Below are 26,884 nucleotides of genomic sequence, written 5' to 3'. Positions count from 1 at the left end.
AGTTAAAAAATACCTTACAATAGCAAGGCAATTTTACCCGTATTCACCTATAAACCAGGTGGAGATCTTCAGCAAAAAGGTGGAGAACCGGTTAGAACATGGTGGAGAAATAGACAGGATGGTGGAAAAATGGCCTCCCGGAGTGTTTTTTTTCCTATTTAGTCGAAAGCCGGAAAGTACCGGGCGCTATGCCGAACTCCTCCGAGAACAGGCGGCTAAAGTATTTGGGATCTTCAAAACCGACAGCGTAGGCTACCTGCGAAATGTTCATGTCGGAGGCCGCCAATAATTCCTTTGCTCTGTGCAGTCGCAGTGAACGAAGATACCGGCTGATTGACATGCCGGTCAGGGCCGTTAGTTTCTGATTCAGGACTGGGCGGCTCATCCCCACTAACTGGCAGAGGGTATCGATGGAAAAGTCAGGATCTGTAAAATGAGTTTCCAGGGTCGTTCGGAGATTGACCAAAAACTGGTCTTCCAGGGCCTGGTCCGCATCCGCCGGATCCGGCCCTGGCGCAGCCATACCCAGCCGGCTGCGGCCCAGCGCCAATTGACTGAAATACGACTGGAGCCGCTGCCGGGTCTGAAGCATATTAGTCAGCGTCACCAGTAACTCTTCCCGCTCAAACGGCTTTACCAGATAGGCATCCGCCCCCCGCCGTAAACCGGCAATCCGGTCACTGACAGCCGCCCGGGCCGTCAGCAGCACGATGGGAATATGGCTGGTCCGCTCATCATTTTTCAATGTATCACATAAAGCAAAGCCATCTTTCACGGGCATCATCACGTCGCTCAGAATCAGGTCCGGTACCTTCTCCAGCGCCAGGTCAATACCCGCCTGTCCGTTTTCGGCCCGGATTACGTGGTAATCGGCCTGCACACAGGAATAAATGTAGTCCGCTACGTCGTTGTTGTCTTCTACCAGCAGCAAGACAGGCTGATGGCCGACCACTTCCCGATCAGGGTCCGCCCAATCGTTACGGGTTGAGCCAACCAGGCGGGGGGCGGGTAACAGGCCTTCGCCTGGGCCATGCGTAGCCGGGTCAGCCTGACGGGTGAACGGTAAGCTGATCACGAACTCGGCTCCCTGTCCGACCTGACCGGAGCGGTTCCGAACCGCCAATCCGCCCTGCATCAGCACCACCAGTTCACGCACCAGCGCCAAACCGATACCTGTCCCTCCGGCCTGAGTCTCCGTCTGGTAAAACCGGTCAAAGATTCTGGGCAGACTCACCGGATCAATGCCGGGACCGGTATCACTGACGCTGAACTGAATCCAGGGGCCATCCAGATGGGTTGTTGGCACAAGTTCTTCGTAGTATCCACGCGGGCTTAGTGGCTGCCAGCGCTCAGGTGTCTTCAACTGACAGTACACATGCCCGCCGGCGGGGATAAACTTCAAGGCGTTGGCCAGCAGATTGGCGATAATATGCTGGAGTTTTTCCTGGTCGAAGTCAGCGTCAACCTGATCCTCCTCAAAGAGAAAATGAAGCTGAATATCCCTGTCCTTCGCCATTGAGTGGAACGATTCGCCCACGTAGCGAATAAAGCCGATCAGGTCGGCACGCACCGGGTGCAGGTGCATCTCGCCGGCTTCGAGCTTCGAGAGGTCCAGAATCTGGTTGATTAGCCGCAGCAGATTGGTCCCGTTCCGTTCGATCAGACCGGCCAATTGTTCGACGGTCCGAGGGCCCTGGTCCGGCTTTTTTCTGAGTTCGGTTGCCATGCCCAGAATGACCGTGAGCGGGGTACGAAACTCATGCGAGATATTGGCAAAAAAACGCGATTTGGTTTCGTTGAGCCGCAGCAAATCACTAGCCTGCCCGGCAATAATTTCTTTATCCTGCGCTATCGTTTGTTTGTCCTGTTCGATTCGGGCGGTGGCCTGCCGGATCTCGGTTTCCAGCCGAACCTGCTTGAGTTTCTGCCGCCAGATACGCCAGCGAATGCCAGCACCTGCCAGCAGAGCCAGAACCAGCAGAAACCAGAGACGCAGGTAAAAGGGGCGCTCAACAAGCAAGGTAATAGCCAGGGTATTGGCCGACCACTGCCCGTTGGCCGCCTGCGCCTTAATAAGCAACTGGTGTTGACCATACGGCAAATTGCTCAATCGTAACGAGGGTTCCGATTGGTAGGTCCAGTTTGTATCGACATCCGTAAACCGATACGTATATATATTTTTCTCGGCACTCGAATAATTCAGCAGGGCAAAATCCAGCACACTGGAACGGTCATCCGGCTCAATGGTAAGGGTATTGGTGTTAATCACCTCCTCGGTTTTATCGAGAATCGTTTTCGTAGCAGGGTCATACTGGCGAAACGAAGTAATACGCAAGGGGGCACCCTCCACCGGTTTCTCGCCCTGAAAATCACGCGGATCAAAGGCCGTTACACCGTTTAAACCACCAAAGTAGATTCGGCCGCGCTCATCCTGATAATGCGCAATCCGGTTGAACTCGTTATGGGTAATGCCATCTTCCACGAAGTACGTTCGCGTAGTCAGGCGAAGGGGATCAAACTGCATCAGGCCAAAATCACTGCTTAGCCAAAGGTGTCCCTGCGCGGGGTACACGGCATAGATGTTGTCATTGGACAAACCCTCGCTGCGCCGGAACTGCCGGTACTGGTGCTGCCGGCGATCCCAGCGAATCAGGCCGCTGTTGGCGGTAGCCAGCCAGTAGACCTGCTGCTTATCCTGGTAGATGTGCTGGTAATCATCGGCAGGCAGGAAGAACTGTCCCTTGCCACCGCTCCAATAGCGGGCGGTAACGCCTTTGGCCGGATCGAGCGTATAAAGGCCGGTATTCGCACATACCCAGATAGCACCCTGCCGGTCGGCCCCGATATGCAGCACATGCGCCTGGGCAAGTTCAGAAAACTGGTTATAGCGGGTAAACGTAACAACCTGGTTATCCCTGGTCTGAAACAGCCATAACCCCAAACGCCCGCCAATCAGAAACTGTTCCTGGTTTACCGGATAAAAAGTCCATAACGACAATCCTTTCGGTAAAACAATTTCGGTAGCCGAACGGCTGGCCAGGTTGACCTGGAGAAGCTGATTTCTGATTCCGGCAACTAATTTACCCGGATAAGGCTGACCCAGGCCGTAGGCAAACGCGAAGACATTTTGCTGATAGATTGACTGCACCGGTCCGCCCGAACGGCTGCTCCTGTAGAGGCCCAACTTCTCCAGATTGGCGTATACCTCATCCCCAATAACCTGGATACCCCGGACGGCGGCCACCTTTTCTCCCTGGTTTGAGGGTTCGTAAAACAAGCGTTGGAAATGATTCCTGGTTAGTTTTACCTGATAAATGCCAAAACTGGTACCTAGCCAGAAGCGTCCCTGGCGGTCCCGGAAGAAACTCCGGTTGGTGATAGACTCTCCCCCGGTCTGAGGGGTAATGTCCAGCAGCGTACCCTTCTGGATGTCGCGCAGATGGATACCATCCCAAACAAGTCCATTGGTATCGTAGGCGTAGCAAACCGGCAATAGGTACTGTGCGAGGGATTTGAGAAAAGAGTAAGGCAATTCACGGCGATTCCCCTGTTCATCAACACTAAAAAAAGATTCGGGCCGGGATGCGCTGCCGTACGTAAAATAGAACAAGTCGATTCCGGCGTTTCGCTGCCCGTAACAAACCCTGACCACGCTTTGTGGATGAGAGAACTGATGCAGCACACGCCCATCCGGCGTTAGTTCTACCAGTATATTGTCATTGGCAATGGCCCATACCGTGTTTCGGGCGGTTACCCGTTCGACCGTTAGTGTCTTGAACTGGGGGAGGGAAACAGACCTCAGCCCTGACTTAGGGTGGTAAGAAACGAGTGCAGCGGGTTGGTAAGTAGCAAAAAAGATGCTTCCGCTGTCGCTGCCAAACAACCGCGACGGAAAATTATAGGCGGTGGGTGATAGTTTTTTCTTAAACTTTTCCGCGAAGGAGATTGCCGTACCGGTCAGCGGATTGAACAGGGAAATTTTTGATTCATCGTGTGACCCCATCAGCCACAGTATACCATCGGCATCCTGCGCAATCGACTGCACATCATCGAAATCGAGTTCGTTTTTCGCTTTTGTGTAGACCCGGAATTTCTGACCATCGAAGCGGTTCAGTCCAAACCGGGTACCAAACCACATAAACCCCTGGCGGTCCTGAAGAATAGCATTCACCTCCCGGTGCGCCAGCCCCTGCTCCGGGCCATAGTGTTTCACCGAGGCTGTATAGGACTGGGCGGTTGCCAGCGTACACAAGCCCATCAACAGGACAACAGAAAAGATAAAAATTTTTACTGCAAATCTCAAAAGAAGCCCAAGAGTAAAGAATAGTTTTAAAGATACGCAGAAAAGGCAGACTTTAAGTATTTTTTCTAAGGACAACAGGATTATAACTCAGGCACCCGCCTGCTTTAAATTTGTCTGCCGGTCTGGCCACAGCCTTCATACCATTTGCTCATTAGATTGTTTTTTAACGCATTTTATCACTAACTTCCCGTTATTTTGCAGCCCGAATCGTTCGGGCTGGTGGGTACGCAATTGCGGGTACTGTCCAGGAGACCAGATGCCGGAACGATCCATCGAACTGAATCAATTTGTAACCAGTACAATGAAAACATTAGTTTGCCTGCTTCTGTTAGCGCCGATCTGCCTGGTTGGCCAGCGTCCGCCCAAAGTAGAGGGTTTGGGAAAATTCAAGCCGGGCAGCACGACCGTTGATGTAATTGACGAACTCACGAAAGAGCTGAACGCCAAGGTAGTAGAGCAGAAGGCATTTCTGGCCGAAAAAGACTTTGAGAAGGGAAAAATATACAAAGTTGTGTATGACCCGAGCGAAGCCAATAAACCATCCCGTGCCAGCAAGTGCGCTCAATCGAAGGTGTACCGGGTAGGCGACTACTCCTTCTCGGGGGTTAATCTCAAAGAAGCTTACCTGACCTTCCACAATGATGTGCTGGTGGAACTGGAGGCCAAGATTACGCCGGACATTCTGGAAGCGATGCCTTCGCGGTACGGTGCCCCGCAAAGTACCATTGAAGAGCGGGAAGTAGAATGTTCAGGCCCCGGAAAAAAAGAAAAGTTTCAGGAGAAGTTCTTTATTTACACCTGGAAGAACGACGATATTGAAGCGAAAAGCGTGATTGAACCTACCTACGATGACAATTGCAAGCGGCAGTTTGTCAGAAGCTTTTCGGTTAAAACCGCCAAAGGCTACAACGCGCACGCAGATTGCGGCAGGTAGGCTTGTAAATTGTCCCCTAGCAATTCGTCTACTAGACAGGGGTTAACCCGTTCCTGGAAGCTTCCTGTTGTATAGCATCGATACGTTGCTGCGATGCGTATTCCGTTATGCCTGACGAATTATTTTCCATGCATTATCTACAGCATTATCCCCAGTCAGTACCAATAGCATTGCATTTTCCATCATGTAACCAATGCTCCCTTAACTTCATTGTGCCTGTTTTTTCAACCGCTTGAACGCGGGGAGCAGGGCTTTCTTTAGTGGCTGGCCGGCGGGCAGCGCGGCCAGATTCTTCAGCTCCTGCGGGTCTTTGCGCAAATCGTATACCTCTTCGTAGCTGTCGCCCGGCTGCCGGAGGTTAAAGTACAGGACGTACTTTCTGTCGGCGCTGAGCACGCCCTCCGATTGGGGAATAAACACGGCGGGGGTATTGAACAGGTGCTCGAAAAAGAATTCGGTACGCCAGGGCGTCCGGGACATCTCGCCGTTTCGGGTATCCATCAACTGCGTCAGGGAGCGGCCCTGCATACCTGCCGGTACCGGTACGCCCGCCAGGGTGAGCAGCGTCGGGGCGATGTCGATGTTGAGGGTATACCGGTCGGTGACACGGCCATGCCAATCGGAACGGCGCGGGTCATAGACGATAAGCGGTACCCGGATAGACAGTTCGTGGCCGTACCATTTGTCGGCGAAACCGTATTCACCCACGTAGAACCCATTGTCACTCGTGTAGACCAGGATGGTATTGTCGGCCAGCCCAAGCGCCTGCAGGGTTTGGCGCAGGTGACCCACTACATCGTCGATTCCCGTAATCAGCCGGAAGTAGGATTTGGTGGTTTGCTGAAACATGGAATCGGTGGCAAAGCGCCGGCTCCAGCGTACACGGGATTCGTTGCGATCGTTCTGCCGGAACCAGTCAGGAAATTGCCGGTAATACCGGTCATCGGCTGCCGCCGGCCGCTTCAGCACAGATTCCCGGTAGTGTTCGCCGAAACGCTCCGCGTACGGAAATTCAGGATTGGCCGCGTCCTGGGCGTGGGGTGCTTTAAAGCTTACCGACAGACAGAAGGGTTTCCCGGCCGGATTTGTCTGAATGAACTCTTCCATTTGCCGGCCCATCAGATCGGTCAGGTGAATGGGGTTCCCCTGGGCATCGCGGGCAGCGTAGTTGCCCTGGCCTTTGAAACCCCGCCAGTAGTCGTATTCGCCGACCGGCATCTCATCTCCTACCCCGTACTTACCGATAAACCCGGTCCGGTACCCTGCCTTTCGTAGCCATACGGGGTACGTCTGCGCCAGCGCTGAATCGGAAAAAGGCGTGGCAAAATCGACAATACCGTGGCGTCGGGCGTACTGACCGCTCAGGATACTCGCCCGGCTAATGGCACAGATCGGCGTGGTGACGTAGGCCCGCCGGAAATAAAACCCATCGCTCACCAGCCGGTCAAGGTTTGGGGTTTGAATAATCCGGTTACCGGCCGCCCCCAGGGCATCCCAGCGCTGATCGTCGGCGAGCAGAAAAATAATGTTGGGAGCCGGCGCAGGCATAACCCGCTGGTGATTCGACGGGCGGAGTCCGGTGGCGGTAGCGATAACCAGAACCAGCAGTGTGATTCGCTTCAAGGGTGTCAGAATTAAAAGTCTAAAACGTATGCTACTCTTTGCCAGCCCAAAATCCTCCCTCAGACCTATTGCCCCACTGGTTTAAAATCCAGATTCTCCGTAATGCGTGTACCCTCCCGATTCAGCGTATCCATATACAGGCTAATTCGGCGGCTGGCTTCGGCCAGGTCGAGATTGTTAAGGTTAATGTTCAGCAGGTCGATGAACCAGGGCGGCTTTACGGCGCTCAGAATGTAGGTATCGGCAATGGCACGGGCAATGGGCAGCGTGGTGGTCTTGGACGAGTCGAAAACGTCTTTGCTGGAGGCCTTCAGCAGTTTGTCGTATTCTTCGTCCAGCAGCCGGCGGTAGAGCGATTCGGTAAAGGTATCGCCCGCCTGAACGCCGGTGGCCGGGTCGCTCTCGGTCAGGGTTGCGCCTTTGTGCAGCCACTCCCAGAGAATACTCAGCCGGATTTCGCCCGTGGCCATGTCCTCCATCAGGTACAGGATGTCGTCGTTGCCGAAGAAGTCGGCGGCTTTTAGGGCGGCTGCCTGCATCCCTTGCCCGAAGGCGTTGCCGTACTGCAAGGCTACGCTCAGCAGGTTGCGCGCCCCCCGGATGTCCCTGGGAGCCGGCTCCAGCTGGATCAGGCCGTCGGCATCGGCCGGGGTATAGGTCAGCCGGGGGAACTCACGGCCCAGTTGATTGGCGGCACCCACCTTCTCCCAAACCGGTCGGACAATATGCACCATTTTCCAGTGGGCCACCCACTTGCCGCTGGCTCCTTCGCGCTGCTCCCGCTCGGCACCGGCTACGGCTTTTTTCATGCTGGCGGCTACGCCCTCGGATGAACCTACTGGTATATTGGGTTCCATACCGCCCTGCCACAGCGCGTAGTTGCCGTTGCGGTCGGGGGTGTTTACGGCCCGACGAACCCGGTCCTCGTAGTTACGCATGTAGCCGTATGTCATGGTAATGGCTTCGATGTTGGGGTTAATAAAGCTGCTGTCCCACGCCATCGCATCCGAGACGCTGTTGATGTAATCCCAGCGACCGGTATTGAAGCCGACAAAATGCCGGCTCAATGCGGCCCGGATCTCCATCAGCTGATAAGTAGCTTCTAACTGCTCTACCAGCACGTAGACCTTGATGGTGCCCTTAGCCATGCCCAGATGATGCTCCAGTGCCGTCAGCATCTCATTCCACAGGGCCGCTTCGCTCGCTTTCTGGATCTTGGGCAGGTACAGCACCACCGATGAGCCGGCCTGTTGCAGAGCCTGGTAGTTGTTGGTGACATACAGCGTAAGGTCTACGATGGAGGCTGCCATGGCAACGCCATCGGCATCGCGGATGTGGCGGTCGTCGAGGTGCAGACCGCGGGCGCGAAAGATCTTGGTGGTAAAATCCAGTTGTTTCTGCCAGTCGGTAATGGTTTCGCGGCCCAGAAAGCCCCGCGCCCAGGTATTCATCTCGCCCGCTACTTGCTCCGCTACCTTCAGAAACAAGGGGTCGCGGTGAATGGCCAGTTTAAGGTTGCGCTGGTTATCCAGGGACATGGTCGTAATCTGTCCCAGCGCATCTTCACCGTCGAACATCCAGCCGTCGGCCCCGGAGAGCAGGGCGTAGGCAACGTTGCGGATGCTGCTTTCGACGGGCGCGTTGGGTTTGGCAGCCGGTCCGGTGCCCTGAATCCACTGCCGCTGCAAATCGGGCGGGATCACGGCTCCTTCAAAGTTACCGTCGCGGGCATCCTGCACCCGGATCCGAGTACCGGGTATAGAACTCTCCGGGTCCAGAAAGGTAATACGCTCCTTCAGCCGCTGGCGTTCGGCCCGGCGCTGCATGCGGGCGGCCATAACTTTTTTGATGGGTTTATTGAAGAGAGCAAGGGCGGATAAAGCGGCAAGTGCTTCGGGGGTATAAACGTCGGAATAGGTGTCTTTCAGGTTATCGCGAATCGTGAGGGTGGATGCCGTCATAGCGGGATCGTTCAGGGTTAATCGTTTACAACAAAAAGGCTCATGGAAATGGGGCCGTGCGCGCCCAGCACCAGCGCCTGCTCAATATCGGCCGTTTTGGAAGGGCCGCCGATAAACGCCCCAAAGCCGTAGTCGCCGGCCCCAATCTGCGCATAGGCTTCGTGCAGGGTCGGTACAATGCTGCTTTCCAACACTACCACGGCCAGATGCTGGCAGATGTACGGAATGATGCGCTGACCCATCTGCTGCTCCGTCAGCCAGACTGCGCCGTTTTCGGCTACGGCCAATTTGGCTTTGATGATGGCCAGATTGACATCATTAAAGGTACGCGGATCAGCCGTGTCCGATAGCAGTTCAAACGAATCGCTCAGGTCCGGCAGCGTGGTGATGATGCGCTTATCGGTGTCAAAGTTTGCCTGAATCAGGGAGGCAACCTCCGCCAGACTCCCTGCCCGGTAGACCTTGCTGCCGATATAGGTACCCATATCGCAGTACCGGGCAGCCAGATCCGCCGGCTCGCCCCGGAAAATGGACATATCCGGCAGGGGGCTGAGCGCCGGCTGATTCTGCAACACGGCGGCCAGTACCTTCTCGCGGCTATTCATGGTTGGTGGGCTGGTTAACTGGTTCATTGGTGAACGGTCCGCCGTCGCGGTGGTTCACTGAGCTGCTGGACTGGTTGCGGGCGTACCACTCGCCGAAGGATTCTTTGGGACTGTCGGGCATATCGCGCTGTTTGTACCAGGGATTCAGCTTGTTGTTGATCGCAACCGGAATGTTGTTCAGCACCCACCGGGCCGCTTTACCGGCGGTCAGGTACGAAGCGGGCGAGGACAGCGTCCAGGCCATCGCTTTCATGCCCAGCACTTTGGTGTTGGCCGCATAGCCCTCCTGCACAATCACCTGCCGCCATTTATATAACTGCTCATGAATCGGAATCTTAACGGGGCATACGTTGGAGCAGGAGCCGCAGAGCGTGGAGGCAAAGGGCAGATCGGCGTGTTTCTGCATGTCCAGGTTGGGGGCAAGAATTGCCCCGATGGGACCGGCTATGGTATTGTGGTAGCTGAGCCCTCCGCTCTTGCGGTACACGGGGCAGGTATTCATGCAGGCCCCACAGCGGATGCACTTCAGCGAGTCGCGGAAGTCGGGGCGCCCCAGTTGGCGTGTGCGGCCCATATCCACCAGAATCAGGTGCATCTCCTGCCCTTTGCGGGGCTTTTTAAAGTGGCTGGAGTAAATGGTAATCGGCTGACCAGTGCCGCTGCGGGCCAGCAGCCGCAGGAATATACCCAGGTGTTGCTTCTGTGGAATAATCTTTTCGATGCCCATCGACGCGATCTGCACATCCGACAGGTGAGCCCCCATATCGGCGTTGCCTTCGTTGGTGCAGACCACGTATTCGCCGGTTTCAGCCACGGCAAAGTTTACACCGGTCAGCGTGGCCCGGCGGGTCATGAATACGTTGCGCAGGTGCCGGCGGGCAAACCGCGTCAGCGTAGTCGGGTCAGATTCGCCTTTGGGGGTACCAATGTGTTCGTGGAAAATCTCGCCGATTTCTTCTTTGCGCTTGTGGATACAGGGCAAGACAATATGGCTCGGCGGTTCGTTGTCCAACTGCTGAATGTACTCGCCCAGATCGGAGTTAATCACATCTACCCCGCGCTCGATGAGGTATTCGTTCAGGTGGCACTCTTCGGTGAGCATGGATTTGCTCTTGACCAGTTGCGTAATCTCCTTTTCTTTCAGGATCGAGTACACGATCTGGTTGTGCTCCTCTGCATCGGCGGCCCAGTGGACGGTAATGCCGTTTTTGATCAGATTGGCTTCAAACTCCAGCAGGTAGTCGTGCAGATTAGACAGTACATTGCTCTTGATACGTGACGCGGCATCACGCAGGGCTTCCCATTCGGGAATCTGTTTAGACGCCATATCGCGCTTCTGCCGAATCCACCACAGGGCACCATCGTGCCAGTCGGTGCGCTCTTCGTCTTTGATAAATTCTTCAGCTAAGGCAGGATGGTCTTTGGTCAGGGTTTTCATCAGTAGCCAGCGTTTAGGATTTCGGCAATGTGTACAACTTTCACCGCACTCTGGTTGCGGTGCAGGATACCCTCCAGGTGCATCAGGCAGGACATGTCCACCGAGGTGATGTATTCGGCTCCGTTCTTCTGGTGATCCTTCACCCGGTCTTTCCCCATCTTCACCGACACGGCTTCTTCGGCAATGCAAAAAGTGCCGCCAAAACCGCAGCAGTCGTCGGGCCGGTCCAGCGGTACCAGTTCCAATCCCTCCACCATATTGAGCAGGTGAACCGGTTTGGAAAAAGGCTCAGCATTCAGTTCGCTCATTTGAGCCAGGTGCAACCCGCGAAGACCATGACAGCTTTGGTGAATACCCACTTTATGTGGAAAGTGGGCGGAGAGGTTTTCTACTTTCAGCACATCGGTTAAGAACTCAACCAGTTCATAGATGCGGGATCTGATATGCTCGGCCTCCTCCTGGTTGCCCTGCGCGTGCAGGTGGTCTTTTACGTGCAGCACGCAACTGGCCGACGGAGCCACGATATAATCAAACCCGGCGAAGTTTTCAATAAACCGGTCGTTGCAGCCCTGCGTCAGGTGCTCAAAACCGGAGTTGGCCATGGGCTGTCCGCAGCAGGTCTGTTTGGGCGGATACACCACATCCACGCCCAACCGCTGCAACAGACGCAGCGTCGCAATGGCCGCTTTAGGGTATAGCTGGTTAACGTAACAGGGTATAAATAAACCGACAGTCATTTTTCAGTTAAGGGTGATGAGTTAAGAATTAAGCGTTGCTACGGAATCTTTGGTTTGCCGGCGGTTGAGCAGGTAAACCATCAGCGCCAGCATAAGCATCACCGCAGTCAGCAACAACAGATAGGCAAAGCCGGTAGTCAGATCAGTAGCCACCGTTTTAGCTGCCGTTTCAACTACCTGATACGCAGGAATAATCCAGGTGATGACGTAAGCCTGAAGCATGGTAATCACACAGATTACAAACAGCATGATAAAGCTGTGCTTCACCGTAAACCGGAAAATTGCCGACTCCTGCCCCACCAGCCCCACCGAAGCCGCACCCACCGCAATGGACTGTGGGGAGATCATCTTACCCGTTACCCCACCCGAGGCATTGGCCGCTACCGTCACCACCGGATCAATGCCGATGGCGGTGGCCGACGTGTGCTGTAGCTTACAGAACAAGGCGTTGGAGGAGGTATCAGAACCGGTCAGAAACACCCCCAGCCAGCCTAGCATCGGTGAAAAGAACGGAAACAGAACGCCCGTACTCGCCAGCACCATGGCCATGGTAATCGACATGCCGGAGTTGTTGGCCACAAACGCAAAACCTACTACCGAGGCTACCGTGATGATGGGAAACTTCAACTGGTTCAGCGTCATCAGGTACACTTTCGCCCCTTCCCGGAAACTCATGCCCACCAGCGGCAGGGAGATAATGCCCGTCAGCAGCAGGGCCGTTCCGGAATTGGAGAGATAGTTCAAGTCAAAAGGCTTGATCACCAGCGGGCTGCCATCGGCTTTCAGCAGTCCATCCTGCAAACCGGGGACGTAAAATTTCAACTGGCCAACAAAATTCAGCGCATCCCGCACCGGCTGCAGGCCCCAGGCAATAATCATGATGGTCATCATCAGAAACGGCGACCAGGCCCGCAGCACCTGCCCGGCCGAATAACGCCGGCTGGTTTCAATCGTTTGCGGAGGCTCCTCCTGAAAGCGCCAGTTCGCTTTAGGTTTCCAGTACCGCAGTAATACCGTCAGGCAGATGATGGAGGCCAGGCCGGCAATCACATCCGGCAGCATCGGTCCCAGGTAATTAGCTGTCAGCCATTGAAAGAAGGCAAAGGAGATACCCGACACCAGAATGGCCGGCAGCACCTCCATTGATTTGCGAAAACCCGCCATAATCACCACCAGATACAGCGGCACCACCACCGACAGGATGGGTAGCGTGCGGCCCACCATTTGCGAAATGGCCATATCGGGCAGATCCGACACCTGAGCGGCAATAATAATCGGCGTACCCACCGCCCCAAACGCCACCGGCGCGGTATTCGAGATCAGGCAGATACCGGCAGCATACAGCGGATTGAAGCCCAGACCCACCAGCATAGCCGCCGTAATGGCCACGGGTGCCCCCATGCCAGCGGCCCCTTCGAGAAACGCCCCGAACGAAAACGCGATCAGCAGCGCCTGCAACCGGCGGTCGGTGGTCACCGAAGCCATAAAACTTTTGATGATCTCAAACTGCCCGCTCTGTACGGTAATGTTGTATAGAAAAACGGCCCCGATGATAATCCAGCAGATAGGAAACAGGCCGTACAAGGCACCGTGTACCGCCGACATCACCGCCAGGTAAACCGGCATGTTGTACACAAAAATGGCCAGCAGCAACGCCAAAAGCAGCGTCAGCAGACTGGCCTTATACCCTTTCATCCGGCGAATGATGAGCGCCCAGAAGATAAACAGGATGGGGGCGACCGCCACTAAAGCTGATAAAGCAATATTGTCGAGCGGGTTTACCAGTTGCGTCCACTTCATGGCAGCTTTATGGAGAAGGGTTAGAAAAAAGGCGAATTAGTTGCGGGAGGCTACCTGCTTTTGCTTTACCTGTCCAATGCCAAATTGATCCCCGGCAAAAACAGGTTTCTTGCCGCTGAAGTGAATTTCCACCATTTTCTCGCTCTGAACACTGTTATAGTGCTGGTCTTCGAGCGTAGTAATGATTTTGCGGGTTTTTACGTCGATGATGTCGCCGGTTGACGGATAAGCATATTTCCCGTCGGCGCTGAAGGTAATCCAACCGGGCATGTCTCTCACCTGAATGGTGGTGCGCTGAACCGGCGGCATTACCGTGTTATCAAATACATGCACCCGGTTGTTAGCCCCGTCGCATAGCCACAGTTCCCGCTCGTCGGGAGTTAGCGCAATGCCGTGGCTTGGACAGCTATGACGTTTTACTTCCCCGATATTGAAGCCCTGCACCTGCACCCGGTGCAGTTTCTTGCCCGTGACCAGGTCGCCTACTTCAAAGCCCAGCAGGCCGTTGACATTGACGTACACCAGCGTCTGGGAACCATTGATGGTAAACGGCCGAATATCCGCACTGAAAGGGCCAACCTGTTTGGTTACGGTATGCGTTTTGGTATCGGCTACGTTCAGGTAAGTCGATTTCAGGCCGGCCAGGTAAACGAAGTTGCCATCGGGACCGTATATGGTATTGTGTGCGCCGGAATTGGTCACAATCTTGCTGATGATGTCGCCGGTTTTGGCGTCCACTACCGTCCAGAACTCTTTTTCCAGGGAAGGCATGTAGATGATCTTGCCATCCGGCGAAATAGAGATCCGGTCCACCCCGCCTTCATATTGTTTCTCCCACACAAGCTTCTCGGTGGTCAGGTCGATGCACTGCAGGGCCTCCAGGGTGCTGATATAAATGCAGTTGGTAGCCAAGCTGATATCCACGCCTTTGACGTTGGACGGGGTTCCGTCTTTCCGCAAGCCACCGGTCGGAATGAACTTGACAAAGCGGTGATTATTGTCGATGTCGAACACCTGAATACCATGACCGCCGTAACCCAGGTAGTTCCGGACACCAGGGGTCACCACATATAGATAGCGTTTTACCCTGGGGGCAGGTTTGTCGGAAAGCGTTGATGGATTTCCTTGTTTGACAACTACCCACGCCGGGGTGGTCAGCAGCAGTAACGCACCACAGATCAGTAGCAAACCAGTTTTAATTACGTTCATAGCAGGGTCAGGCAAATAGTCTTTTTTATCGATAAAATGGTATTGTTACTATAAGAGCAAACTGGTCTTAAACTACCCCCTTTTCGGCACAAAAGCAAAAAGGCTACCCACCCGGCAGGTGAATAGCCTTTTTGCTTTTACCGACTCTTTGCTGGTATTAAGATTACTTCACCAGCATCCTGATCGCTTTAACCCCATGCTCCGTTGTGAGTCGTCCAATGTACAATCCGGCTGGTTTCTGCCGGGCTTCCCAGTTCACCTGCTGTACCTCACCTGCCTGTGCCTGTCCGGCCTTTAGGTGCCGCACCAGTGCCCCTTTCAAATCCTGAATATCCAGCGAGTACGCGCCCCCCTGCGGCAGCATGAATTCGATGCTAGTCTGTCCTTCGACCGGATTCGGATAGTTGCGGAGCACCAGGGCATCTGCCGTCAGCACCGGCTCCAGTCCCTCCCGTGCTTTTTTGCTGTCAGTAGTATGCACCATAATAGACCCGCCACCAATTAGCAGATTGTTATCCTGCGTTATGTCGTAGTCATCTGTTGCACCCATCTTGTTATCATAGAACACACCAGCCCCGTTCCAGATCTTGATCCGAAATTTATCTTTATTACCGCCCCCGTTGACTTGTCCATCAACGGCCGTCAGCATAAAGCTATAGATATCCGCCCCGTTGATGGTACCCGTTCCTTTAAACTGGGCTCTGGCACCGGCCACCGTCAGCCATTCATAGGCTGTACTCTTAAAGCTAAGCGCCCCGGCCTCAAACTGAAAATCAGTGTTACCGGTTGGTTTGGTGGCCCCCTTCTGGTACCTTGCTACAAAGCCAAAGGTGGCTACGCCCGTCAAGGCCGGATTGTCACTATAGGCCCCGGCTGGCGAGTTAATCCAGCCGCCACCGGTGACAAATCCAGCGCTGGGGTCGTACACCACTGCATATTTAAACGTTTCGGGTACAGTTACTCCGCAAACGTTTTTGGCAGTAATTTGGATTACGTACACACCCGCAGCCGAATAACTACGCGTCGCAGAAACTCTCCCGTCCGGCAAAACACTCGCCACGGAGGAAGTCCCGTCTCCCCAGTTAACGGTAACGCTTTCGTTGTTTCCCGGACTACTTACCGTAGCCGTAATCGCAAACGGAGTAGAAATCGCCTGCGGATTAGTACCGGTTACAATACTGGTAACAGCAGCAAGCGAATGCTCTATAGCCACACTACCGGAAATAGGAGAGGAAATAGCACCGGTAGTAGTATTGCTAACCAGCAGGGTATAGCTCCCTGTAAATGTGGTTGGATCAATATTAACGGTGATAACTCCTGACGAACCCGACAAACTACCGGTTTGCTCATTGTTGATACCCACACCCGTTACCCGATACTGATCAGGATCGTTGGTGGTGTTGGTAAATGGAATCTGGAAGGAGGCTGAGCCCGGACATATACCTGGAATTGTCCCTATGATAATTGTCGGAGCTGGACCCACTGTAACTTTGCGGATACGATTGTTAAGCCTGTCAGCAATAAAGAGATTACCGGCGGCATCAACGAATACTCCCGTTGGCTGGTTGATATTCGCACTAGTCGCTGCTCCACCATCACCACTGAATGAAGGCCCACCTTTACCCGCTACGGTGCTGATCCTGTTATTATGGATCAGAACTTTGCGGATGCGGTGATTTTGCAGATCGGCAATAAATATATTCCCTAACGCATCTATCGCAACCCCATAAGGGCTGTGAAGACTTGCACTAAGGGCCTCTCCGCCATCTCCACCAAATCCACCTGTTCCATTTCCGACTACAGTGCTGATGGCTCCATCGGCATTAATCTTGCGAATACGATTGTTAGCATCATCGGAGAAGTACAAATTACCGGCACCATCCACCGCTACATTATTAGGTTTGTTTAATTGAGCCAATTTGGCCTTGTCCCCATCACCGCTGAAGCCAGCTGTCCCTGTACCGGCTATGGTACTGATGAATCCATCTTTATCAACTTTACGAATGCGGTTATTTGCCCGGTCGGCAATGTAGAGGTTACCGGCACCATCCACCGCAATGGCCAGCGGCTCATTTAGTCGGGCACTGGTAGCGAGTCCGTTATCACCCAAGAAACCGGCTGTTCCGGTGCCCGCCACTGTGCTAATGATTCCATCGATTGTGACTTTGCGAATACGGTGGTTGAACCGCTCAGCAATGTACAGGTTACCAGCGGCATCGAAAGCCAGACCGCTTGGTCTCAGCCCGGCATTGAGCGCACTGCCTCCATCACCACTGGCGGTGGCTGATCCCGTACCAGCTACGGTGCTGATGGTACCATCGCTCACGTTTACCTTACGGATTCGATTGTTCGCTCCATCCGCAATAAAGAAGTTACCGGCGGCATCGGCGGCTATGGCAACCGGACTGTTTAAAATGGTCTCAACAGCACTGCCCCCATCTCCCCCAAACGTAGTGCTGCCATTACCGGCAACCGTACTAATTATACCACCAATGGTAAACCTGCGTATTCGGTTATTATCTAACTCTGCAATAAGCAGTCTCCCGGTTCCATTAATAGCTACGGCGGTAGGGCCTGCCAGGCTTACACTGGTCGCAGCTGTTTCATCACCAGTACTACTGCCACCACCAGCTATGGTACTGATGATCCCGCTGGTATTGACCATACGAATACGCTCATTACCATAGTCGGCAAAAAAAACATTGCCAGCTTCATCGACAGCTAAACCTATCGGGTAGAATAGGCGTACACTGGTAGCGCTTCCACCGTCACCGCTGAAACCAGGCGTAAACGGTGCACTACCGGCTACAGTACTGATAATTCCACTCGGATTGACTTTACGAATGCGGTTATTGACTTGATCGGCGATGAAGAGATTTCCAGTAGCGTCAAGAGCAATCCCTGAAGGGCTTTGCAGCTTGGCAGTCGTGGCCTCTATTCCATCAGCGAGTGTAGTGCCTCCACCGGCTACCGTGCTGATAATACCACTAGTGTTGACCTTGCGGATACGTCCATTATTGATGTCGGAAATGAACATGTTACCGTCTATGTCCAAGGCAACGCCTACAGGTCCGTTCAGTGTCGCCTGCGTGGCATTTCCGCCATCACCCCCAAAGTCAGCCGTACCCGTGCCCGCTACGGTGGTAATAATACCGCAGGTGCTAACCTTACGAATGCGATGGTTGGCATTATCCGCGATATAGAGATTACCAGCGCCATCTATCGCCACACCGATTGGATTATTCAGTTGAGCACTGGTAGCGTATCCGCCATCACCACTGAAGCCAGGTACTCCTGTACCAGCAATGGTACTGATGGTTCCATTGCTGGCATCTACTTTGCGTATACGGTGATTTCCCTTGTCGGCGATGTATATGTTTCCGAAGGCATCTGCCGCTACGCCGGTTGGATTGTTTATTACGGCACCTGTAGCGATTACTCCGTCCCCAACTCCTCCACCGACAAAGGTACTGATAATCTGAGCAGAAACACCGCAAGGAATGCTGAATAGCCACCCCAGCAGAAATACGCATAATAAGAAATGCTTGAGGTTAAAAGAACCGAGTCGACCGGCCGGCCGGGAGGAAGTAAATTGTCTGTTCATAGCGATAAAAAAATGTTAAAGAACAGACTAAAGGTCCCGTTCCGACCGCAGAAGGGCGTTCAAACGCGTTCCAGAGTTGTTCAAAATTGTACCACTGGCTGAAATACAGGAATCTACTTACGGGGTTGTTTCGGCCAAAACTTTCGTATATTGCTGATAGGGGCCGATTGCACGGCTTTCAGGTTGCGATTACGTTCATAAAACTCCGGACTTTTATTGTCAGTTTTACTTAGCAAAATCCTGGTTGATCTATGAGGCACGTATGGTGGTTATGGCTGGTGCTTAGCTATACCAGCCTGGCGAAAAGTCCGATACGCTTTCATTCGGCGCGGCTGCTCGATACCCGCAGCGGACTCCCTCAGGGTTTTATTCCCAGCCTGATCCAGGACCACCGGGGCTTTATCTGGCTCGCTACTAAAGATGGCTTGTGCCGCTACGATGGCCATACGTTTACGGTCTACCGGCATATCCCCGGCGACTCAACTTCCTTACCGTTCAACAATGTACGGATGGTTGTCCAGGATGCCCGGCACCGGCTTTGGGTGAAGAGCGAATCCCATCAACTGGCGGTGATGGAGTATGAAACTGGCCGTTTCCGGCCGGTTACTATCCCCCGCCTGCAGCAAATACAGGACACTAAAGCCGAAAGCAACTGCCTGTACCCGGATGCCGACGGTGGTATGTGGCTGGATGTACGGCCGCACGGCTTTGGGTACATCTCACCCGATCAAAAGCACCTGACGCTCCATTCCCTGTCGCCGGAGCCAGATCAGGGGGTAAATGCCTTCTGGCAGGACACCGACCGAACCGTGTGGGCCGCAACCGACGGGGGATTGTTTCGCCGTAAACCGGGCGAGACCCGTTTTGGCCGGCTTGCGTTGCCGGGCGACAGCCGGCAGACCGTTTTTAGCCTCGCCCGCCGGCCCGACGGACGTCTGGTGCTTGGTATGAAAAACCGGGTTCTGGTGCTATCCAAACAGAACCGCCCCGAGTGGGATATCAGCCTGCCGGCCTCGCCTTCGGCGTCACTCCCCAGCAGTATCAAGGTGAATCATTTTGGTACAGATAATATTGGCCGGGTCAGTGCCATAACCAACGATCATCAGGGGTACAGCTATATTTATAACGACCGGCAACTCTACCGGTTTCGGAATCCGCAAACACTGGAAGAAGTAGACTGGGAACCCCAGGGTATTGCACAGGCCGGAAAAGGATATTTTCAGCTCATGGCCAGTATGCTCATCGACCGCTCCGAAGGGCTCTGGATCGGCACCATCGGCTACGGCCTGGTCTATATAAACCTGCGGGAACCCTTATTTCAGTCGAAACCTTATACCATCAATTTTCATACTGACCTCTTGACCAAGTACTATAATCTGAAACCGGCCGAAATCCCCGAGCGGCTTCAGATAGCGTACTCCTACAACATACGGTACGTGCCCCAACCCGATAACAGCCTGTGGATATCATCGAGGGGGTCCATCTACCACTACCGGCCCAACACCCGAACCTTTGAACTGCTTGAACCTGCCGACGACCCAACAACAAGGCATGCCCATGGGGGCTTTGGTACGCTCACCCTGACCACAGACCGGCAGGGCGTGCTTTGGGGGTTTAAAGACAGTTACCTGTTTTCCTGCCGGCCCACCACCCGTCAGTGGCAGTTTATTCGGGTAAGTCCACCCCCTTCCGAATGGCTGGATATGGTCGTAGATGACCAGACCTGCTGGGTCAGCACCGCCGGCTCCGGCTTATGGGCCTATGACCGCCGAACCGGCCGGACCCGATGGTACCGGCAGTCGGCCTCGCCCACCTCGCTGCCCTCGGATAATCTGCTGAGCCTCGTACAGGACCCCAAACAGCCCGATTTGCTCTGGATCGCTACGGCCGGAGCGGGTATGTGCCAATTTAACAAACGAACGGGAGCCTGTACCCGCTACTCGACCCAGACCGGCCTGCCCAACGATGTGGTCTACTGCATCATTCCCGATGAAGCTGGTCTCCTATGGCTGAGTACCAACACAGGCATCTGCCGGTTCGACCCTGTTACCAGGCAGGTCATTCCGTTCTACGCCGAAGATGGGCTGCAGGGCAATGAGTTCAACCGCTTTCACGGCCTGCGCATGCCGAATGGTACTATCTATATGGGTGGCGTCGACGGCAGCACCTGGTTTTCGCCCCGCAGCATTCAGCAACTTGACAACTACCAGCCTGCCGTTTCGCTGACTGAGTTATGGGTGAATAACCAATTGGTGGAACCAAAGTCCACAGGTTCGCTGCTCCGGCAGACGGTTAATGAAACAGAGCGAATCACGCTGCCCTACAATCAGAACTTTATCAACCTCGGGTTTGCGGCCATGCAGTATAATAATCCCTCGGCGATCCGCTACCGGTACCAGTTGGAAAACTATACTGATGACTGGGTGCCGGCCGGAGAATCCCGCACGGCCGTGTTTACGGGCCTGCCACCGGGCGAGTACGCCTTCCGCGTCAATGCCACCAATACGCTGGGCGTGTGGAGTCCACATGTCAAAACACTGCGGATTACCATCCGGCCGCCCTGGTGGGCTACCTGGTGGGCCTACCTGGGCTATGCATTGCTGGCCGTTGGTGCCCTGTACGGTTTTATCCGGTACCGGCTCCAGCAGACGCGGTTGCAGCAGGAAGCCCTGTTCCAACGCCGGGAAGCCGAACAGCTCCGGGCGGTCGATGAGCTGAAGACCCGTTTCTTCTCCAACATTACCCATGAATTCCGGACTCCACTCTCGCTCATTCTGGCCCCGGCCGAAACCCTGGAGCAGGAAGCCGACATACCGGTACCGGCCCGTCGGAAACTGGCTGGTACCATCCACCGCAACGCCGACCAGTTGCTGCGGCTGATTAATCAACTGCTGGACCTGGCCAAGCTGGAAGCCAAGGCCATGACGGTGAGCCTGTCGCGAGGTAACCTGGGTACGTTTTTGAGTAGTCTGGCGGAGCCCTTCCAGCCGAAGGCGAAGCAGAAATCGATCCGGCTACAGGTCGACATTACCCCCACGCCTGAGGAAAGCTGGTTTGACCAGGAGAAGCTGGAACGGATTGTCTATAACCTGCTGTCGAACGCCCTAAAGTTTACCCCCGCCAACGGCGAAGTATACCTCACCGCACACCAAACGTCCGGACAATTGGCGCTTACCGTCCGTGATACGGGCGTTGGTATCGGCCCGGAGCAGTTGCCCTATATCTTTGACCGGTTTTACCAGGGCGATACTTCTGTCCGCCGACTGTACCAGGGAACAGGTATTGGGCTGGCGCTGGTGAAAGAACTGGTGGACTTACTGAACGGCGAAGTGCAGGTTAGCAGTGAACCGGGCAAGGGTACATCTTTTGTCGTTCGCATCCCTATACTGACCCATGCCCCGGAAGGCTTGCCGACGCTGCCCGAGAGTGTGGTTCTCCCTCCCCTCCAGCCGGAATCCATAGTGGCTCTTTCCGGTAAGGATAGGGCCAATGCCCCAGACCCGGCCACGCTGGCCAAAGGACCGATGATCCTGCTGGCCGAAGATAATACCGAGCTTGGCGATTTTATGGAGAGTCTGCTGCGGCAGGCCGACTACCGCGTCTGGCGGGCCGACAACGGCGAGGATGCGCTGGAAATTGCCCGGACCAACATTCCCGACCTGATCGTCTCCGACGTGATGATGCCCCGCATGGACGGCTTCGAGCTTTGTGAGCATCTGAAGCAGGATGAATGCACCAACCACATCGGGGTGCTGCTGCTCACGGCCCGCTCCGCCCCCGACAGCCGCCTGACCGGTCTGCGGCAGGGTGCGGATGATTATATTACCAAGCCTTTCCGGGCCGAAGAACTGCTGCTGCGCATCCAAAACCGGTTAACCTACCAGCAGCGGCTGCGCGAACACCTGCGACAAACCCTCACCGCCGATGTTGTACCGAACCAACTGGCAGATCCGTTTTTACAGCGGGTATACAACATATTGGGCCGGCACCTGGACAATAGTACGTTTGGCGTAGACCAGTTAGCCGAAGAACTTGGGGTAGGCCGGACCAGCCTATACCGCAAGCTGAAAGGCGTCAGCGATTTATCGCCGAATGAACTGATCCGCAATTACCGGCTGCAGCGGGCTGTTGAGCTGCTGAAGGCGGGCCAGGGTATTTCGGAAACGGCCTATGCTGTTGGTTTCGAGAGTCCGCAGTACTTTGCCACCTGTTTCAAGGACTTATATGATTGTACCCCCTCTGCTTACGTAGCGAAATGGTCGGAGAAATCAGTGGAGTAATAGAACACCCCCATACTTTTCGTAAAACAAGCCCGGCACCTTATAAGATGCGGGGCTTGTTTACAACACGGGTAAAATTTATTAGTTACTGTTTGAGCAGCCTCCTGGTCTGACTCTGCTCCGATGTACTTACCCGTAGCAGGAACATGCCAGTTGGTGAGCCGCTAATATCCAGCTTTTCGGTATGCAGATGCGTCTGTACCTTGATGCTATGCTCCGCCAGTACTCTGCCTGTCAGATCAACTATTTGCAGCCAAATCTGCTTCTGAGCCGCCCCTTGGATATGTACCAAAATTGTATTGGTCACCGCCGGGTTAGGATACACGTCTACCTCTAATGGGATGGCAACCTCATTGACACCTATACGAGTAGCCGAATTGCTCACGGCCAGTGCAAAAGCCGATGAGGTTACCGTACCACAATCTCCTACTATCACACAAGTGTAGTTACCCTCATCACTCTTAGTCACCTTGGTTATTTTAAGTGTAGCCGTAGTCTGTCCACCTATCTTTGCTCCATCCTTATACCACTGGTACTTTAAATTTGTGCCTAATGCCATTAACGAAATCGTGACTAAAGATCCGGGAGCAACAGTTGAGTTGCTGGCGGGTTGAGTAGCGATAGAAGTAGCTGGTTTGAAACTTACCACAACACCAGTAGAAGCTATTGCATTGCCACACTTCCCAACTACTACACAGTAGTAGGTGCCTGCCTGTGTGGGCTGTATATTGGTTAGGCTTAAGGTAGCCGTAGTCTGACCTACCACTCTGTTCGCATCTGATAAATCATCTTTATACCACTGGTACTGCAACTCTGTACCACTGACGCTGACCAAAGCGGTGACCGTATTACCGGGGCAGGTGGCAATACTGCCAATGGGCTGAGTAGTAATTACCGTTGGGGACCCTAGTGACAGCATACAGGCGGTAGATGTCACTGAGCCGCAACTGCCTGTGATGGTGCAATTGTACGAGCCAGCATCTTTGTTCTGGAAGTTAGGCAACGTCAGTGTCGCTGAGGTCTGCCCAACCATACGCTTACCATCCTTAAACCACTGGTACTGTAAATTCGTACCCATTGTCATGATGGTTAACGTTGCATTGGAACCTGGGCAGAAAACAGCCGTCCCGGGGAGTGGTATAGTTATACTAGTAGCTGAATTAACCGTTAAGGTAAAGCCAGTGGAAGTAGTACTGATGGGATTGCCACACGCACCCGTGACTACACAGTAGTAGGTACCGGCATCACCCGTTTGCGCGTTACTCAACGTTAGAGAGGCAGAAGTAGCTCCGGTTACCGGTTGGTTGCTGCTACCGGTTCTGTACCACTGATACTTCAGATCAATACCTGTGGCTGCCACCACCAAACTCGCAGTAGAACCGGCACAAATAGTTGAGGTACTAGCAGGTTGTAGAGTAATGGCTGGTCCGGGCAAACCTTCATCAATCTGCCCATTGCAGTTGTTATCCTTTCCGTCGCAAATCTCGGGGGCATTCGGATAAATGGTTTTATCTGTATCATTACAGTCTGCCGAATTGGACACGTAACCGACAGGAGTTGAGCAGGCCTGGATAGTTTTGGCAGCATCGCCATAGCCATCTCCGTCGGCATCTGCGTAATAGGTTATAGTAACTCCCTCATCTATCTGCCCATCGCAGTTATTATCCTTACCATCGCAAACCTCTGTAGCTCCCGGATATACACCGGCGTCATTATCATCACAGTCACCCGCCTGAACTACGTAGCCCACAGGCGCTGAGCAGGTTTGGATGGTATTGTTGGCATCCCCATAACCATCTCTATCCGTATCGGCATAGAAAGTAAGCTTAACCCCCTCGTCTACCTGTCCATCACAGTTATTATCCTTGCCATCACAAAGCTCGGGGGCATTCGGATAAATGGTTTTATCCATATCATTACAGTCCCCAGAATTGGCTACATACCCGCTAGGTGCTGAGCAGGCTAGAGTAGTTTGGGCAGCATCACCATACCCATCTCCATCCGTATCGGCATAGAATGTTAACGTAGCTCCCTCATCTATCTGCCCATCGCAGTTATTATCCTTACCATCGCAAACCTCTGTAGCTCCCGGATATACACCGGCGTCATTATCATCACAGTCACCCGCCTGAACTACATAGCCCACAGGCGCTGAGCAAGCTTGGATGGTATTGTTGGCATCGCCGTAGCCGTCTCTATCCGCATCCGCATAGAAAGTGCGCGTTACCCCCTCATCAAATTGTCCATCACAGTTATTATCCTTGCCATCACAAACTTCCGGAGCCCTTGGGTAGATGCTGGCATCTTTATCATTGCAGTCACCTGCCTGAGCCACATAGCCTGCTGGCGCTGAACAAGCCTGAGTAGTTTTAGCAGCATCGCCGTAGCCATCTCCATCCGTATCGGCATAGAATGTTAACGTAGCTCCCTCATCTATCTGCCCATCGCAGTTATTATCCTTACCATCGCAAACCTCTGTAGCTCCCGGATATACACTGGCGTCATTATCATCACAGTCACCCGCCTGAACTACATAGCCCACAGGCGCTGAGCAATCCCGAGTAGTCTGAGACACATCGCCATAGCCGTCCCCATCTGTATCCGCGTAAAAGGTAATAGGTACGCCGGAGGTTTCCTGATACTCGTAAGCTCCCAGATCAATCGTACCTACTTTACGAGAGTTACCTGCCAGATCGGTTGAGGTTCTGTTGGAGTTATTATTGCCCGCATTAATGGCCGGAGAGCAGGCCCGGAGACGAAGGTCTGCGTCGCTGGCAAAAGGCGAAGTTGTGGTGATAATGTTATTTGAACCAGTATAACCTGTTACCGCATCATCAAACAGGCAATAACTTACCGTTGTTGGCATAGATGTCAATGAGTTATGAAATGTGCGGCTGCCCCCATTTCCCCAGGCGATACAGTTAGTCATGACAGGAGGTGGGTAAAACGAATCATACTCGCCCGATATAGCACTGCCATACGCAGCGTCATTTGATGTAAAACTACAATTAGTCAAGTTAGCCCTGGTTGCTCGATTAAAGATTCCACCGCCATTTTGGCTAGCTGTATTGGATATAAAGCCACAATTAATAAGGGATGCCATGGAACTAGTATTGAACATACCTCCGCCAGAACCAGCCGAATTGAGTGTAAAGCTGCAGTTCGTTAAGATAAAATCGACACCATTCTGATAACTGTATATCCCTCCGCCAGAACCAGCCGAATTGAGTGTAAAGCTGCAGTTCGTGAGCCTTGAAGGAGAATTAATATTACATATTCCTCCACCTAGACCACCTGTATTCGAGATAAAGTCACAATTATTCAATTCCGGATTAGAAACAGTGTTGTGCATTCCTCCACCGTTGCCACCATTACCACCATTATATGTAAAGCTGCAGTTTGAGAAAATTCCATGGCTATTTTCATTTTTTACCCCCCCACCTTGACTGGCTGTATTAGCTTTAAAACTACAGTTATCCACTCTGGGGATTGAATTGAGATTGTACATGCCCCCACCTTGCGACGATGCATTATTCGAGATAAAACTACAATTAGACACAATAGGGCGCTGAAAATTACCCTGTTCACTGCTATTGTACATACCTCCACCTGCGACTGCTTGATTAAAGGTAAACACACAGTTAGCCACAGTTAGAGTGGAATTACTATTGTATATACCTCCCCCATTACCATAGATAGTAAAGTTTTGGTTAGCATTGCCCGCCGTAACGACAAAACCATTCATCAAAGCATTACTTATTCCACTGTTATAAATAACATGATAGCTGTTATCCGAATTGTCCCCTATTGTGCCGATGTCTCCGCTAAGGGTAGTAGATGAAGGGGTTGTTAGATTAATGGCGGGGCGCTGGCTGAGGGCTTTCTCGGTTCCTTCAAAGCCCCCGTAGATGGCTATATTGTTCTTCATCCGAAAGCTCACGGTGCGGTCGGTGCCGGTGGTGGGCTTATAGGTGCCAGCCGCTACCCATACCTCCCCGCCTGTCGTAGTACCTGCTAAGACATCGATCATTGCCTGTAGGTCGCCCGATGCACTGGCCCAACTGGTACCATCACCGGTACCACCCTCCTTAACGTAGCGGATGGTTTGAGCGGAGGCCAATACCGGTAAAGTGAGTAGCCAGCCGAATAGAAAAACCCGTTTTAGGATAACTCTGACGTACAAATGGAGTACGGGCTTAGACAACTTCGGTTGAGTAAATTGTCCTGTCATATACAATGTGAGCTTTAGTTGAATGATTGGCCTAAAGGTCTGTTTCAAATCGAAAAAGGGCGTTCAAAATCGTAACAGATCTGTTCAAATTTGTAACAGACCAAAAAAATGGCCTTTGGTAGGGTATCGGATTTGTCGTATCTTACTACTCTCCTTCGG

Annotated in this window: 12 protein-coding genes; 2 read left to right on the top strand and 10 right to left on the bottom strand. The window is 53.4% G+C overall.

Features of this window, described 5'->3' with window-relative positions:
• Positions 1-154: 154 nt before the first annotated feature.
• Positions 155-4,303 carry an ATP-binding protein gene (locus ABD949_RS09470; RefSeq protein WP_345242845.1) on the bottom strand — a complete coding sequence of 1,383 codons (4,149 nt, stop codon included), beginning with the start codon at positions 4,301-4,303 and terminating at the stop codon, positions 155-157.
• Positions 4,304-4,604: 301 nt separating this feature from the next.
• Between ABD949_RS09470 and ABD949_RS09465 the strand changes: the two genes are divergently transcribed.
• Positions 4,605-5,237 carry a hypothetical protein gene (locus ABD949_RS09465; RefSeq protein ID WP_345242844.1) on the top strand — a complete coding sequence of 211 codons (633 nt, stop codon included), beginning with the start codon at positions 4,605-4,607 and terminating at the stop codon, positions 5,235-5,237.
• A gap of 207 nt (positions 5,238-5,444) precedes the next feature.
• Here the strand turns inward: ABD949_RS09465 and ABD949_RS09460 are convergent, their stop codons facing one another.
• The 8 genes from ABD949_RS09460 to ABD949_RS09425 all read right to left on the bottom strand — a co-directional run bounded on the left by ABD949_RS09460 (position 5,445) and on the right by ABD949_RS09425 (position 18,214).
• Positions 5,445-6,860 carry a sulfatase family protein gene (locus ABD949_RS09460; protein ID WP_345242842.1) on the bottom strand — a complete coding sequence of 472 codons (1,416 nt, stop codon included), beginning with the start codon at positions 6,858-6,860 and terminating at the stop codon, positions 5,445-5,447.
• A 65-nt stretch (positions 6,861-6,925) separates the two neighbouring features.
• Entirely contained in the window at positions 6,926-8,821 is a 1,896-nt protein-coding gene (locus ABD949_RS09455) for a malate synthase (RefSeq protein ID WP_345242841.1), read from the bottom strand.
• Positions 8,822-8,838: 17 nt separating this feature from the next.
• The gene (locus tag ABD949_RS09450) at positions 8,839-9,453 is read right to left on the bottom strand and encodes a LutC/YkgG family protein (RefSeq protein ID WP_345242839.1); all 615 of its coding nucleotides are present in this window, start codon (positions 9,451-9,453) and stop codon (positions 8,839-8,841) included.
• Positions 9,419-10,864, bottom strand: a complete 1,446-nt coding sequence (locus tag ABD949_RS09445) for a lactate utilization protein B (protein WP_345242838.1) — start codon at positions 10,862-10,864, stop codon at positions 9,419-9,421. The genes ABD949_RS09450 and ABD949_RS09445 overlap by 35 nt, the downstream gene beginning before the upstream one ends.
• Positions 10,864-11,601, bottom strand: a complete 738-nt coding sequence (locus ABD949_RS09440; protein WP_345242836.1) for a (Fe-S)-binding protein — start codon at positions 11,599-11,601, stop codon at positions 10,864-10,866. Before ABD949_RS09440 ends, ABD949_RS09445 begins: the two co-directional genes overlap by 1 nt.
• A 21-nt stretch (positions 11,602-11,622) precedes the next feature.
• Positions 11,623-13,401, bottom strand: coding sequence for an L-lactate permease (locus ABD949_RS09435; protein ID WP_345242833.1), 1,779 nt, complete (start codon positions 13,399-13,401; stop codon positions 11,623-11,625).
• Between the two features lie 36 nt (positions 13,402-13,437).
• Positions 13,438-14,610: a YncE family protein gene (locus tag ABD949_RS09430; RefSeq protein ID WP_345242831.1), complete on the bottom strand. Its 1,173-nt coding sequence runs from the start codon at positions 14,608-14,610 to the stop codon at positions 13,438-13,440.
• 163 nt (positions 14,611-14,773) lie between these two features.
• Positions 14,774-18,214, bottom strand: a complete 3,441-nt coding sequence (locus ABD949_RS09425) for an NHL domain-containing protein (RefSeq protein WP_345242829.1) — start codon at positions 18,212-18,214, stop codon at positions 14,774-14,776.
• Positions 18,215-18,465: 251 nt separating this feature from the next.
• On the opposite strand from ABD949_RS09425, the gene ABD949_RS09420 reads away from it, so the two are divergent.
• A complete protein-coding gene (locus ABD949_RS09420) occupies positions 18,466-22,494 on the top strand; it encodes an ATP-binding protein (RefSeq protein WP_345242827.1) in 4,029 nt (1,342 codons plus the stop codon).
• An 85-nt stretch (positions 22,495-22,579) separates the two neighbouring features.
• Here ABD949_RS09420 and ABD949_RS09415 read toward each other — a convergent pair whose 3' ends face one another.
• Positions 22,580-26,725, bottom strand: coding sequence for a MopE-related protein (locus ABD949_RS09415; protein WP_345242825.1), 4,146 nt, complete (start codon positions 26,723-26,725; stop codon positions 22,580-22,582).
• Between the last annotated feature and the right edge of the window lie 159 nt (positions 26,726-26,884).

It is taken from the genome of Nibrella saemangeumensis (genome assembly GCF_039541915.1).
In the GTDB taxonomy this organism is placed as follows: Bacteria; Bacteroidota; Bacteroidia; order Cytophagales; family Spirosomataceae; genus Nibrella; species Nibrella saemangeumensis.
Note: the sequence above shows the minus strand (reverse complement) of the source record. Positions and strands in the feature narration are given on the sequence as shown.